Source organism: Candidatus Pseudothioglobus sp. uisw_070 (genome assembly GCF_059512545.2).
This window is the reverse complement of the sequence record NZ_CM183456.2, coordinates 1,699,776-1,713,539: the sequence shown is the minus strand read 5'-3', so window position 1 is coordinate 1,713,539 and position 13,764 is coordinate 1,699,776. Positions and strand designations below refer to the sequence as shown.

General features: G+C 35.8%; 16 protein-coding genes and 1 tRNA gene. 11 read left to right on the top strand and 6 right to left on the bottom strand.

The features are described from left to right. The first annotated feature begins 47 nt into the window (after positions 1–47). Positions 48–212 carry a rubredoxin gene (gene rd, locus AC5YGD_RS08665; protein ID WP_416677875.1) on the top strand — a complete coding sequence of 55 codons (165 nt, stop codon included), beginning with the start codon at positions 48–50 and terminating at the stop codon, positions 210–212. A 60-nt stretch (positions 213–272) separates the two neighbouring features. Next, complete coding sequence (gene leuB, locus AC5YGD_RS08660; RefSeq protein ID WP_496141453.1) at positions 273–1,346, top strand: 3-isopropylmalate dehydrogenase; 1,074 nt, start codon at positions 273–275, stop codon at positions 1,344–1,346. On the opposite strand, the gene AC5YGD_RS08655 is transcribed toward leuB, so the two are convergent. Continuing rightward, positions 1,343–1,966, bottom strand: a complete 624-nt coding sequence (locus tag AC5YGD_RS08655) for a DNA-3-methyladenine glycosylase family protein (protein ID WP_496141452.1) — start codon at positions 1,964–1,966, stop codon at positions 1,343–1,345. The genes leuB and AC5YGD_RS08655 overlap by 4 nt on opposite strands. 126 nt (positions 1,967–2,092) lie before the next feature. Here AC5YGD_RS08655 and AC5YGD_RS08650 point away from each other — a divergent pair, with 126 nt between their 5' ends. Beyond that, positions 2,093–2,977: an NAD(P)-binding domain-containing protein gene (locus AC5YGD_RS08650; protein WP_496141451.1), complete on the top strand. Its 885-nt coding sequence runs from the start codon at positions 2,093–2,095 to the stop codon at positions 2,975–2,977. Positions 2,978–3,034: 57 nt separating this feature from the next. Here AC5YGD_RS08650 and AC5YGD_RS08645 read toward each other — a convergent pair whose 3' ends face one another. Continuing rightward, a complete protein-coding gene (locus AC5YGD_RS08645; RefSeq protein ID WP_416686817.1) occupies positions 3,035–3,814 on the bottom strand; it encodes a pyrroline-5-carboxylate reductase dimerization domain-containing protein in 780 nt (259 codons plus the stop codon). A gap of 2 nt (positions 3,815–3,816) precedes the next feature. Further along, positions 3,817–5,139 (bottom strand): aminotransferase class III-fold pyridoxal phosphate-dependent enzyme, encoded by a 1,323-nt coding sequence (locus AC5YGD_RS08640; protein ID WP_496141450.1) that lies wholly within the window; start codon positions 5,137–5,139, stop codon positions 3,817–3,819. 187 nt (positions 5,140–5,326) lie between these two features. On the opposite strand from AC5YGD_RS08640, the gene nudE reads away from it, so the two are divergent. Genes nudE through nadC form a run of 7 tightly spaced genes read left to right on the top strand, consistent with a single transcriptional unit; the run spans position 5,327 to position 10,198 of the window. Then, positions 5,327–5,872 carry an ADP compounds hydrolase NudE gene (nudE, locus tag AC5YGD_RS08635; RefSeq protein WP_271558695.1) on the top strand — a complete coding sequence of 182 codons (546 nt, stop codon included), beginning with the start codon at positions 5,327–5,329 and terminating at the stop codon, positions 5,870–5,872. 3 nt (positions 5,873–5,875) lie between these two features. After that, the gene (aat, locus tag AC5YGD_RS08630; RefSeq protein ID WP_496141449.1) at positions 5,876–6,535 is read left to right on the top strand and encodes a leucyl/phenylalanyl-tRNA--protein transferase; all 660 of its coding nucleotides are present in this window, start codon (positions 5,876–5,878) and stop codon (positions 6,533–6,535) included. A 33-nt stretch (positions 6,536–6,568) separates the two neighbouring features. Beyond that, positions 6,569–6,703: an LPS translocon maturation chaperone LptM gene (gene lptM / locus AC5YGD_RS08625; protein WP_416686811.1), complete on the top strand. Its 135-nt coding sequence runs from the start codon at positions 6,569–6,571 to the stop codon at positions 6,701–6,703. A gap of 12 nt (positions 6,704–6,715) precedes the next feature. Beyond that, positions 6,716–7,969, top strand: coding sequence for a diaminopimelate decarboxylase (gene lysA, locus AC5YGD_RS08620; protein WP_496141448.1), 1,254 nt, complete (start codon positions 6,716–6,718; stop codon positions 7,967–7,969). Further along, positions 7,956–8,255: a ribosome assembly RNA-binding protein YhbY gene (yhbY, locus tag AC5YGD_RS08615; protein WP_496141447.1), complete on the top strand. Its 300-nt coding sequence runs from the start codon at positions 7,956–7,958 to the stop codon at positions 8,253–8,255. The genes lysA and yhbY overlap by 14 nt, the downstream gene beginning before the upstream one ends. A 43-nt stretch (positions 8,256–8,298) precedes the next feature. Then, a complete protein-coding gene (gene lpxB / locus AC5YGD_RS08610; RefSeq protein ID WP_496141446.1) occupies positions 8,299–9,384 on the top strand; it encodes a lipid-A-disaccharide synthase in 1,086 nt (361 codons plus the stop codon). Then, on the top strand, positions 9,377–10,198 hold the full coding sequence (gene nadC, locus AC5YGD_RS08605; protein WP_496141445.1) for a carboxylating nicotinate-nucleotide diphosphorylase: 822 nt from the start codon (positions 9,377–9,379) through the stop codon (positions 10,196–10,198). The genes lpxB and nadC overlap by 8 nt, the downstream gene beginning before the upstream one ends. Here nadC and cysQ read toward each other — a convergent pair. Further along, positions 10,132–10,953 (bottom strand): 3'(2'),5'-bisphosphate nucleotidase CysQ, encoded by an 822-nt coding sequence (gene cysQ / locus AC5YGD_RS08600; protein ID WP_496141444.1) that lies wholly within the window; start codon positions 10,951–10,953, stop codon positions 10,132–10,134. The two genes, nadC and cysQ, sit on opposite strands and share 67 nt — an antisense overlap. 94 nt (positions 10,954–11,047) lie before the next feature. Between cysQ and AC5YGD_RS08595 the strand changes: the two genes are divergently transcribed. After that, positions 11,048–11,755 (top strand): Type 1 glutamine amidotransferase-like domain-containing protein, encoded by a 708-nt coding sequence (locus tag AC5YGD_RS08595; protein WP_496141443.1) that lies wholly within the window; start codon positions 11,048–11,050, stop codon positions 11,753–11,755. A gap of 45 nt (positions 11,756–11,800) precedes the next feature. Here AC5YGD_RS08595 and AC5YGD_RS08590 read toward each other — a convergent pair. After that, positions 11,801–11,877: transfer RNA gene (locus tag AC5YGD_RS08590), tRNA-Ile, on the bottom strand. Between the two features lie 9 nt (positions 11,878–11,886). After that, complete coding sequence (gene rpoD / locus AC5YGD_RS08585; RefSeq protein WP_271558704.1) at positions 11,887–13,755, bottom strand: RNA polymerase sigma factor RpoD; 1,869 nt, start codon at positions 13,753–13,755, stop codon at positions 11,887–11,889. Positions 13,756–13,764 lie beyond the last annotated feature (9 nt).

The window sequence follows — 13,764 nt, the reverse complement described above, 5'->3', positions numbered from 1 at the left end:
TTATCTAAGCCTTGCCTAACTGTCTTTACAGCTCTTGTAAAATTATTATGAAAAAATATAAATGTAATATGTGTGGTTGGATTTACGATGAAAGTATAGGAGTTCCTGATGAAGGGATCAGTCCTGGCACTAGATGGGAAGATATACCTAATGATTGGGTTTGCCCACTTTGTGGCTCTGGTAAGGAAGACTTTGATATGGTGGAAATTTAGATTCAATACAATTGAGCAAGCGTAAAATAAATTAATTAAAGTTTTAACTTCAAATCAAATATGTCAAAAATATTAATTCTCCCCGGTGATGGAATAGGTACAGAAATTGTTGATCAAGCGGTCAAAGTAATTAATTCATTAAATTCTAACCATGAAATGGGGATGACTCTTGTTAATGGACTGATTGGCGGAATTGCATATGATGAAACTGGATCACCTCTTCCTGATGAAACTATCAATACAGCTAAGAGTTGTGACTCAATTCTATTAGGCGCAGTTGGAGGGCCAAAATGGGAGGCACTAGAAAGAGATTTAAGGCCAGAGCGAGGACTATTAGGTATTCGATCTGAGCTTGATTTATTTTCTAATTTAAGGCCTGCAATTCTCTATCCACAGTTAGCGAGTGCATCGAGCCTTAAAACTGAAATTGTATCGGGTTTGGACTTAATGATTGTGCGTGAGCTGGTTGGTGGTATTTATTTTGGTACGCCAAGGGGAATAGAAATTAGAGATGGAGAGCGCTTTGGGATTAACTCAGCGACCTACTATGAATCTGAAATAGCCCGTATTGGACACTCTGCTTTTCAAATTGCTCAAAAAAGAGGAAAGCGAGTTTGCTCTGTAGATAAGGCAAATGTTCTTGAAGTTTCTGAGCTTTGGAGAGAAGTCATGGAAGAAGTTTCATCAAGCTATCCAGACGTAACTCTTTCCCATATGTATGTCGATAATGCAGCAATGCAACTTGTTAGAGATCCCAAGCAATTTGACGTTATGGTTACAAGCAATCTTTTTGGGGATGTTTTGTCTGATTGTGCTGCAATGCTCACTGGGTCAATTGGCATGCTTCCATCTGCTTCTCTTGATAAGAATAATTTTGGAATGTATGAGCCTATCCATGGCTCAGCACCAGATATTGCTGGAAAGGATATTGCCAATCCACTAGCAACTATACTATCTGTTTCAATGATGCTTAGGTATTCACTTAATCAGGTGGAGCTCGCTGATAAAATTAATTTGGCTGTTAGCGAAGTACTGGATAAAGGCTATAGAACCAAAGATATTTCTGCGGCTGGAGATAAAGTTGTTGGAACTGAGGAGATGGGTGATTTAATTGTTATGGCTTTAGAGTCTTAGTAGAGCACCTCTTCACTATCAATAGATCGCCATAAAAACCAACAGGCAACGGATCTGTAGGGGCGCCATGTATCTGAAATTTCTATAATTCTATCTATATCGAGTTTTTTACCATTATTGTAGAGTTGGTTCATAGCTCTTATAACCCCAACATCTTTCAGTGGAAAAATATCTTTTTCTAGTAAGTGAAACATGCCAAACATTTCTGCAGTCCATGGGCCAATTCCTTTAATAGTGATGAGTTCTTCATAGATACTAAGATAACTTCGTCCTTCCCAATATGCGTTATTCTCAATATTGTTAGCAATAAAATGTTCAGAAATGTTATAAATATATTGTATTTTTTGCTTGGATAAGCCGCATAGCTTTAAATTTTCCCTACTTGTTAATAGAACCTTATTGGGCTCAATAGTTTTAACTAATTCCACTATTTTATTCCAAACACTTGATGCTGCCTGAATAGATATTTGTTGACCAACTATTGAGCGAAGTAAGGTTTCATAAGCTTCACCTCGAGATGAAATAGAGTAGTCTTTGAATTGGCTAATAAGATGTCCAAGGGCTTTATCAGTCTTAGTTAAATAGTTGAGTGATTCTTGCCAATAATCTGGGTTTTTCATAAAAAAATAGGGTTATTTATATTAAAAGAATTTTATTTGATAAATATTTACTATATCTGATTATATGTTTAAAACGCAGTATCGTATAATCTGATTTATAACATTAACCAGTAATCAAGGAATCTAATGAGTATAAAAAAAAATGTAGCGTTTATTGGACTTGGAACTATGGGCTATCCTATGGCTGGTCATCTATCTAAGTCAAATTTATTTAATTTAAAAGTATTTAACCGCTCTCCTCAAAAGGCTGCTGCATGGAGTAAGGATTATGAGGGTGAGGTTTCAAGCTCAATTAAAGAGGCAGTAATGGATGCCGACTTTGTTGTTACATGCACTGGAAGAGACGAAGATATGATGGAGATTGTATTTGCTGAACAAGGGATGATTACCCACCTTAAAAAAGGATCAATCTTTATTGACCATACTACAACCTCTTATAAATTAGCCAAGCATTTAAATGAGTCTTTAGCTGCAAAAGGAGTGTCATTTATAGATGCCCCAGTTAGTGGCGGAGAGGCAGGAGCAGTTAATGGAGTTCTTAGTGTGATGGCTGGTGGAAGTAAAGAAGTCCTTGATACGTCGGAAGAGTTGATCAATACCTATTCAAAAAATGTTACTTATATGGGAGAATCTGGAAAAGGGCAGGTTGCCAAAATGGTAAACCAGATTTGTATTGCAGGTTTACTGCAAGGCTTGTCTGAAGGATTATTATTTGCAGAAGCTGAAAATCTTGATATGAATAGTTTGTTATCAGCAATCTCTGGAGGAGCAGCGCAATCTTGGCAAATGGTAAATCGAGCTGAAACAATGCATCAAAGAGAATTTGATTTTGGGTTTGCTATTAAGTGGATGGTAAAAGACTTGGGCTATTGTATTGATCAATCCAGCTCTAATAATTCAAATCTAGAATTTACCAAGGAAGTTTATGATCGATATGTTAACTTAATGGATAAAGGCCATACTTATAGTGATACTTCAGCTTTAATGTTATTTGATGGCTTGAATAAATAACATTCATGTAGTGCAAAAAAATATGATTACTGCTTCACTTAATGAAAGCTTATTACTTTATTTTTTTGATGAATTATTATTTAGAATAGTGTCCATACCTTCCAACCATGATGATAAAGCTTCTTTTTGATCTAATTGATTAACTAAGCTCTCAGTAATTCCTCCAGGTGTTGCTACTTTAGATATGATTTCACTTAAAGTTTCATCACTCTCTAGTGCAATTTCTATATTTCCTTTAAGGGTTTCTAAAAGAAGGTTTTGAGAAAATTTTGAAGATAAATTATTATTTTCAAACCATTTTGAAAGAGTTTCAAAGAGAACAAAACTTGCTCCTGAGACGGCTCCAATAATTGCAGCAACATTAAATTCTTTTTCTGTTTTGCACTCAAATACGGGACCTAAAAATGATAGAAATTCATGCCATTCAGAGTTTTCTGGAAATAAAAGACTGGGTCCTTTATTAGATGCATTTGCATATCCTGGCATCATTGAAGTGTGAACTGCCTTGCAGTTAGTTGTTCTGCAGATTGCCGCTCTTGTTATTCCGGCAATTGCAGATAAAATACTATTTTCTTTTCGAAAATTTAGATCACCTAAGATTGAGAGTGAATTATTTGATGGCAAACAGATAAATACCATATCACAGCTATCTAGGAGATGCTGATTACTTTCTGCAATTTCTAAATTAAATTTATTCTTTAGTTTTAATCCTCTTTCATGAGATCTTGGTGACAACATAAAATCGAAAGGAGCACTTACCTTGTCTATTCCAGTGATAATAAATTCGGCAAGTTGACCAGCACCAAGTATTCCAATTTTCTTTAGTGCTTTAGGCATTTTTAAGGCATTTCATCAAGCGTTTCAGATATTGCACGAGCAGTAACTTCAATGTCCTCTTCTGTATGGACAATTGAGGATAATGAATGTAATGTAGCTGATGGATTCATATAAATTCCTTTATCAAAAAGTCTCAACGCAAAATTTCGAAATTTTAAACGATCTACACTTCTACAAAAGTCACGATAGTTAGAGATTTCTTTTTGGTCGGTGAAGAAGATTTGAAACATGGAATTCACACCCTGGCAAACCATCTTATGTTTATTATTTTTTTTAGAAATAGATTGGATTTCTTCTGTAAGTTTAATGCCAAGATCTTTAATTTTGACAAAACCTGCCTGATTGTCATCTAACATTGTTGTAAGCATCGTTTTACAAATATGCAATGCTAATCGACCTGCATTATGTGTCCCAAAATGTAGAACCTTTCCCCATTCAAGGCCAGACATTATTTCGTCAGATCCACCAATCGCTGCCATAGGAACCCCAGAGCCTAGTGCTTTTCCATAAGTAACAATATCTGGCTTTAAGCCATAAATTTCAGCACATCCACCAGCAGCAACCCTGAATCCTGTAACAGTTTCATCTAAATAAAATAAGGCACCATGTTCATTACAGAGCTCTTCAATTCTATTAAGGTACCCTGGTTTTGGTACTATTACGCCCATATTTGACATAATTCCTTCAGTCACAACACAAGCAGCATCACGGCCATGAAGAGCCATTGCTCTCTCTAGTGCATCAAAATCATTCCATGGAACAATAATGGTATCCATCCAACTTTCTTCTGTCATCCCAGAACTATCTGGAATTCTTATTGGAGAATTAGGATGCCCTAACGAGGTTATTGGCTGAGGGTTGCTATTAATTAATACAGCATCCCACCACCCATGATAGTGACCTTCAAATTTAATAATTTTTCGACGCCCAGTATGACCTCGTGCAAGTCTAATTGCTGCCATAGCTGCTTCTGTTCCTGTGTTAGCAAATCTTACTTTATCAACATGCGGCAGTAAATTTACTAAGATTTCTGCAACTTCAACTTCAACTTCTAAAGCAGTTGCAAAATGACTTCCACGTGCAATTTCTTTTGTAACTGTGGTCACAATTTTTGGATGTGCATGTCCTAATGGAAGAGCTCCAAATGCCATCATCCAGTCTATATATTCTCTACCATCTACGTCGTATAATCTAGATCCCTCGCCATGAGACATATATCTAGGGGTTGTGCCAAATGCTGCAGGGCCTCTAGAGGCTGATGAAACTCCTTCTATCAAAACTTTAGAGCCTCTTGCAAAGAGACTTTCAGATGTATTTTTTTTCATTTATTAGGCCCCAAAAGCGAATATATTGTAATTTTAATATGTTTTATAAAAGTCTTATAAGCTATTTTTAATGACTACTAAAGCCCATTAACCCTATGTTAACATTTTCTTTTTTATTACAAGATTAATAATTACTTAAATTTATCTTTGTTATTAAATTGCACTAAACCAATGGCATAATATTGCTATGCGAAAAAAGCCAAAACTAACAAATATTCACACTGTTGCACAAAGCCGTATTTTCAATCTTGAGTCTATGGATGTTGAATTTTCAAATGGAGCGACTCGAATTTATGAAAGGTTAATGTCTAGAGGAAATGGTGCAGTTTTGGTTATTCCAATGCTTGATGATGATACTGTTCTAATGATTTATGAATTTTCTGGTGGAACTGAGCGCTATGAGCTAGGCCTAACAAAAGGCAAGATTGATAAGGGCGAAACTCCTATAGAAGCTGCTGGAAGAGAGTTAAAAGAAGAGATTGGTTATGGTGCTCGTAAGCTTACTTTTCTTAAAACCATTACGCTTGCTCCAGGCTATCAATCAAATGCAACTCATATTGTTCTTGCTGAAGATCTTTATGAGGAGTCGGCTGAAGGAGATGAGCCAGAACCACTAGAGATAGTTCCTCATAAGCTATCTGAACTAGAAACGCTTACCTATAATGAAGATTTAACGGAAGCACGAAGCATACTTGCTTTGTATATGGCAAGAGAGATTATTCGAGGTCGATAAAGGGTGAGCGAAATACCACCTTCTTTTTGGCTTGATGAAAACAACTCTGAATTTCCAAAACTAAGTCTTGCACTAACAGAGCCTAATGGACTGATTGCAATTGGCGGTAATTTGTCCGTTGAAAGATTACTGAAAGCTTATTCATTAGGAATCTTTCCTTGGTATGGCAAGGATGAACCTATACTTTGGTATTCGCCTGACCCAAGAATGGTTATTACACCTGAAAAATTTCATCTTTCAAAGAGCTTGAAGAGAGTCATTCAATCTTCTAAATTTGAGGTTTGTATTAATACCGCCTTTAAAAATGTCATAGTTCAATGTCAAAAAATAGCGCGACAAGGACAATCTGGTACATGGATAAATGATGAAATGATTGAGGCTTATTGTAAACTTCATGAGTCTGGCCACGCCCATTCATACGAAGTTTATGAAAATGGAGAGCTTGTTGGTGGGCTTTATGGTGTTGCTTTGGGAGATGTTTTCTTTGGTGAGTCTATGTTCTCATTAGTGAGTAATGCATCAAAAGTTGCTTTTGCTTACTTACTTCAACAGAGCGCATATCAATTAATTGATTGTCAAGTTGAGAACAATCATTTAGAAAGTTTAGGTGCATTCAAAATGCCTAGGGATTTGTTTATACAACAGCTGAAGGCCTTTGTGTAAAATACTAGTATTAAAGAAAGTATCAGAGGTCCTATGAAAATTTTATTTAAATATGTTGTATTACTAGCGTTTGTATTCACTTTGTCCGCATGTGGCAGAATGGGTGATTTAACTTCGAATGAAGGTGGCCAGATAGATTCTGGAGAGTCAACATCTAGCACTTACTAGACATATAATTAATTGAATTCATTTTATTTTCAAAATAAAGTATTACACGCTGAGTCTGTTCCTGTTTCAGACTTAATGGGCGCGTATGGGTCTCCCCTTTACATTTATTCTAAAAGTCAAATAGAGTTTAACTGGCAACAGTTTGAAAAATCCTTTGGTTCGCATCCTCATTTAATTTGTTATGCTGTAAAGGCCAACTCAAATTTGGCAGTATTAAATGTTCTTGCTAACCTAGGTTCAGGATTTGATATAGTTTCAATTGGTGAGCTTGAAAGAGTAATTGCTGCAGGTGGTAATCCAAAAAAATGTGTATTCTCTGGAGTTGCTAAAACAGAGCAAGCGATTCAAAAGGCACTTGAATACGGAATTTACTGCTTCAATGTTGAATCAGTAGCTGAGTTAGACCGAATTGAGTCTGTTGCGGCTTCACTAAAGATGAATGCACCAATATCTATTCGCGTGAACCCGAATGTAGATGCAAAGACTCATCCATATATCTCGACAGGCTTAACTGAAAACAAGTTTGGAGTAAGCGTTGAGATTGCTCTATCTTTGTATAAAAAGACAAACCTTTCAGATCATCTTGAAGTTTTTGGTTTAGATTACCATATAGGGTCGCAAATTACAGACATTTCACCTTTCTTAGAGGCTCTTGATAAAGCACTCGAACTTATAGTAAGGCTTGAAGAAGAGGAAATTTATTTAAATCATATCGATATTGGTGGTGGAGTAGGGGTGACTTATGACAAAGAAACACCTATAAGTATTAATGATTACATGCATTCAGTAATTCAAAAAGTTGGTGATCTGAAGATTATGGTAGAACCTGGTAGATCCATTGTTGGGAACGCAGGAATCTTTGTCACCAAGGTTGAATATTTAAAACAGAATGAATTGAAATCATTTGCAATTGTCGATGGTGCAATGAATGATTTACTTCGACCTGCTCTTTATGGCTCCTATCATCAGGCGGTTACAATTGAAGATAATTCAAAAGGCATAAAGGATTCATGGGACATAGTTGGGCCTGTATGTGAGACTGCAGATTTTTTGGCAAAGAGCAGAAGTCTTACTCTTGAGCAGGGAGACTATATTGCACTAATGACCGCTGGTGCATATGGATTTGTTTTAAGCTCTAACTATAACTCTAGACCAAGAGTTGCGGAAGTAATGGTTGATGGTTCTGTGCATCAATTAGTGCGAATGAGAGAAACTACTGAATCACTTTTTAAAAATGAGAAGACATTAAAAAATGAAACTAACTAATAACCAGAAAAAATATTTGCGTTCTATGGCACATGACTTAAAGCCCTTTGTAATGATTGGTCAGCATGGATTAAGTGAGTCGGTGCTTGCTGAAATGGAATCAACAATGCTCAAGCATGAGCTGATTAAAATTAAGTTAAGAATCAGTGATCGTGAACAAAAACTAAAGATTATTAATAAAATTATAGAGCTTTCTAAGGCTGAACTAATTCAAGTGATTGGAGGGGTGATTGTTATTTATAGGCCTTTTGAAGATAATCCTGATATTATTCTACCAAGATCATAAAGATTAAAAAGCTTTAGATAAATCCTGTTAATGCTTAGATAAAATGAAAATTGCCATCAGTGCTGCAGAAACTTCTGGCGACCTTGTCGCATCATCACTAGTGAGTGCACTGAAGTTGTGCCGACCTGATTATGAAATAGAAGGATTAGCAGGTGACAAGATGGCTGCTGCTGGATGTAAAAGATTATGGCATACTGACCAAGTCAACGTGATGGGCCTTAGTGAAGTTTTAAAGAAACTGCCCACTATTTTGAGGCTTAGACGATCTATCATTCAATACTTTTCATCCAATAGGCCTGATGTTTTTATTGGAGTTGATTCTCCTGATTTTAATTTTAAGATTGAAAGAAAACTTAAAAAAAATGGAGTTAAAACGGTTCATTTCGTTAGTCCTTCAGTATGGGCATGGCGAGCAAATCGGATACATAAAATTAAAAAGTCAGCCGATTTAATGCTTTGTCTTTTTCCATTTGAGGTAGATTTTTATCGCACTCACCAGCAAAAAGCTATTTTTGTTGGACATCCATTGGCTGAAAAATTACAGCCTCGAAAAAATCATATGCCAAATAAGCAAGTTTTATTAATGCCAGGATCAAGAGAGGCTGAAATTAAAACTTTATTGCCTGAGCTTTTGTCGGCTGCTAAATTGATGCGTAAAAAAGATCCTGAGATTCAATTTAGCTTGTCACTTGCAAACGAACGTCTAAAGGACTGGGTAGAAGATAAGATTCAAGGACTGAATATTGTTCTAAGTTCTGGTGATGCACATGAAAAGATTAAAAATTCTGATCTAGTTATTGTTGCCTCAGGAACTGCAGCCTTAGAAGTGGCATTACTTGCTGTGCCGATGGTTGTGGTATATAAACTTTCAAAGGTAAGTTATCAGATTGTCAAGCCTTTACTAAATACTAAAAATGTTTCACTGCCAAATAAAATTTTAGGGAAAGACATTGTCCCTGAATTACTTCAAAATGACGTAAATGGTCAAAACATTTTTGAACAGGCTATGAAGTTAATTGAATCAGATAATACAAAACTAGTTAAAGAATTGGAAAAAATTCATGGTCTTTTAAATCAAAAAGCAAGTGTTAAGTCTGCCGAAGCAATCATTGAGTTCTTAGATGGATAAAGAGTTAAAAAAAATAGTTGAGTTAGCACTTTCAGAAGATATAGGTTCTGGAGACCTATCTTCAAGCCTTCTTGATGACGTCATTATAAATGCTGAAATAATTTGTAGAGATCGAGCAATTATCTGTGGAACAGAGTATTTTGACTTATGCTTTCTATCTCTTGATAAAGACATACAAATAAAATGGAATTTGAAGGATGGTGACGAGGTTAAGCCTGGTGAAGTTATTTGCAATATTAAAGGAAAATCTCGAGCAATCATTACTGCAGAAAGAACGGCACTTAATTTTCTTCAAATTTTAAGTGGTACGTCAACTAAAACGAATGATCTAGTTAACCTCATAGGTAAAACAAAGGCGCAATTACTTGATACAAGAAAGACAATCCCGGGCTTAAGAAAAGCACAAAAATACGCTGTTAACTGTGGTGGTGGAGTGAACCATAGGATGGGGCTTTATGACTGTATTATGCTAAAAGAAAATCATATTTTATCAATTGGTTCCCTTGATAAATCCATAAAGAAAGCTCTTAAAAAATATCCTGAAAAACCAATTGTGGTTGAAGTAGAGACTATGGAGCAGCTTCGTTCTGTACTATCAATAAAGGGAATAACGAGAGTTCTTTGTGATAACTTTAGTCTTATAGATCTTAAAGAGGCTGTCAAAATTGCGCAAGGTGTATATCCAATTGAAGCCTCAGGTGGAGTGAATGAAACAAATATTGTTAGTTATGCAGAGACTGGTGTTGACTATATTTCAATTGGCTCAGTTACAAAAGACGTTGCTGCGGTTGATCTATCTTTGAGATTTTCTTGATACCCTACTGCCTTAAAGGCTGGGCTTAGGTTATCTTCTCTGAAATTATAAGTTAAGGGTTTATTATTTAAATCAAGAACTGTGCCACCTGCGCCTTCAAGAATATATACCCCAGCTGCAGTATCCCATTCTGAGCAGCGCCCAAATTTAGGGTAGCAATCATAAACCCCTTCTGCAATTAAACAAAATTTAAGCGCACTTCCAAGCTTAAAAGTTTCAAAATTTGTTTTAGATCTAAGATGATTTTTAAGAGGTTTATTGTTATTTGAGTATCTTCCCACTACGATTTTTTCCCACCTATTAGGTTTTTTTGTAGAAATTTTATGAGGTTTATTTCCAACCAGTTTTATTGATGATTTACTTGGCAGCCGATAGTAGTGCACTTTGTGAAATGGCGAATAGATTAAACCAAAATCTGGATAATGATTACGAATAAGAGCGATGCTAATACAAAAGTCTGGTGAGCCATCTATAAAGTCACGAGTTCCATCTAAAGGGTCGATTAGCCAATATTCATCCCAAGATTTTCGAGATGAAAAAGGGATATTAGATGATTCTTCAGATAGTATTGGTGTGTTAGGAGTTAGTTTTTTTAAAGTATTTATGATTAACTCATTTGATTCTTTATCAGCCTGAGTTACAGGGGTATTGTCACTCTTCATGATGAAGTTTCCTGAATTTTTGCGATGAGACATAATAATTTTTCCTACCTCAACAGTAAGAGTTATTAGTTCTGAAAGAATTGTATCTAGCATAAATCAAATTATATCATTGACAGTTGTATTTATTTTTTACTAAGAAGATAACTTAAGTAAAATTTATTTCTATTAATAAGGTGAAGCTGAGAATATGAAAAAACAGATATTAACTATGGGTGGTGGTGGATTTACTTCTAAGCCAGAGAATCTTAAATTGGATAAGTATTTATTGTCTTTGTCAGACAAAAAGAATCCTAAAGTTTGTTTTATACCTACGGCAAGTGGAGATGATGAGAGTTATAAAAAGCGTTTTTATTCTTCATATAAAAAGCTTAATTGTGAAACGAGCGATTTATCTTTATTTAGTCCGCCAGAAGGTAACTTGAGAGATTTTGTTTTAGAAAAAGATATTTTTTATGTTGGTGGAGGTAATACAAGAAACCTTTTGGTTCTTTGGAAAGAGTGGGGCCTTGATAAGTTTTTACATGAGGCCTGGTGTAATGGGGCAATAATGGCTGGACTAAGTGCTGGATCTATTTGTTGGTTTGAGCAAGGCTTAACTGATTCAAAGACTGGTAAATTGCTTCCACTAGATTGTTTAGGCTTTCTTCAAGGAAGTAATTGCCCGCATTTTGATACTGAAATTCAAAGGCGACCTGAATATCATAAAGCTATTTTAAATGGCACCATGAAGCCTGGAATTGCCTGTGATGATGGTGTTGCAGCCCACTTTATAGATGGAAAGCTTGAGCGCTGTGTGTCGTCTTTATTAAATGCAAAGGCTTATAGTATTAAAAATGATAATAGCATTATTAACGAGTCAGTTATTGAACCGAAATATCTCGATGATAAGTTTTAATTTACACAATAAAAAACCTAGTATTAAACTAGGTTTTTATATATATGGTGGGCCTACTTGGACTTGAACCAAGGACCAATCGATTATGAGTCGAGTGCTCTAACCAGCTGAGCTATAGGCCCGTAGAAAAACTATTCTAAAAAACTTTGAAGTTTGTGTGCGCGAGAAGGATGCCTCAACTTTCTAAGCGCTTTGGCTTCAATTTGGCGAATTCTTTCACGAGTAACATCAAACTGTCTACCCACTTCTTCAAGTGTGTGGTCTGTGCTCATGTCTATTCCAAATCGCATTTTTAAAACCTTTGCTTCACGAGGTGATAAGTTAGCTAAAAGATCACCCGTAGTTTCTTTAAGACTTTCACGGGTTGTTACTTCCACAGGTGAAGAAAGGTTTGTATCTTCAATAAAATCACCAATTGTAGAATCTTCATCGTCTCCAACTGGGTTCTCCATTGATAATGGCTCTTTAGCAATCTTAAGTATTTTATTAATTTTATATTCTGGTAATTCCATCTCAACAGAAAGCTCTTCAGGCGTCGCCTCCCTTCCAAATCTTTGAAGAAGTTGACGTCTTACTCGATTCAATTTGTTGATAGTTTCAATCATGTGAACTGGAATACGAATAGTTCGGGCTTGATCAGCAATTGATCTGGTAATTGCTTGGCGGATCCACCAAGTTGCGTAGGTTGAAAATTTATAACCCCTTCGATATTCAAACTTGTCTACTGCCTTCATTAGCCCAACGTTTCCTTCTTGGATAAGGTCTAGGAATTGAAGGCCACGATTTGCATATTTTTTGGCAATAGAAATTACAAGCCTTAAATTAGCTTCAATCATTTGACTTTTGGCAACTTTAGCCTTTCTGTCACCCTTTCGAAGCCTTTTGTTAATTTCTTTAAGCTCTGCAATTGTTAACTTCATTGCTTGTTCATGCTCTAAAAGACTCTTTTGTGAGTAATAAATTTCTTTTTCAGTTTTTTCTAATGCTTTTAGAGTTGCTTTATCAAGATCAATAGATTTAAGCCAGTCAAAATTCGTTTCGTTTCCTGGAAATGATGCATAAAAAAGCTCTGAACTCATACCAGCATCAAGGCAAACTTGACGTATAAGCTTTTCTTCTTTTTTCACCATATCTACTCGGCTTGAAACAAGCTCCATCATTGTACTAACAAGTTTTGGTGCAAGTCTTAGTTCAGAGATGCAATTAGAAAATTTTTGTCTAGCTTTAACAGTCTTATCATCAAGATAGCCATTTTTCTCAAATAATTTAACATAGCTTTTATGAGATTTTTGTATTTTATCAAAACGTTCATATACCATTCCTTCATCAGGGCCAGTATATTCTAACTCATCAAAATCTTCTTCATCCTCATCAATCTCTTCTGAGAGCTCATCTGTTTCCATTGCATCAAGCTGTGCTTGTTTTTCATCTAGTAGGGCTTGTTTTTCCTTAATAAGTACCTGTTTTTCTTCGAACTCTTCAGCATCCCCTTGGTAACCAATAACTACATCAGTCATCTTACACTTGCCTTCTTCTAGTCTTGTGTAGGCCTTGAAGAAATAGTCAGAGATTTCAGGATAAAGAGAAATTGCCTGTAAGATCTGATAAACACCTGCTTCAATTTCTTTTGCAATACGGACTTCGTCTTTTTGCTCTAAAAGTTCAACTACGCCCATTTCTCTCATATACATTCTAACAGGGTCAGTAGTTCTTCCAAATTCTGAATCAAGGGCAGCTAGGGCAGCAACTGCAACCTCTGCAGAGCTAGATTCTGCTTTTCCACCCGACTTCATTACTAACTCATCAGCATCAGGCGCTTCATCAGCAACCAATATGTCCATTTCTTCTAAGATTGTTACAATTGGCTCAACCTGTTCAGGTGTTAATAAGTCTTCTGGTAAGAGGTCATTGATTTCTGAGTAAGTCAGGTATCCTTGTTCTTTTCCAATTGTTATTAGACTATTAAGGGCTTTTTTGTGAGCTTCAGTAGTTGTTTTCATAATTTGATT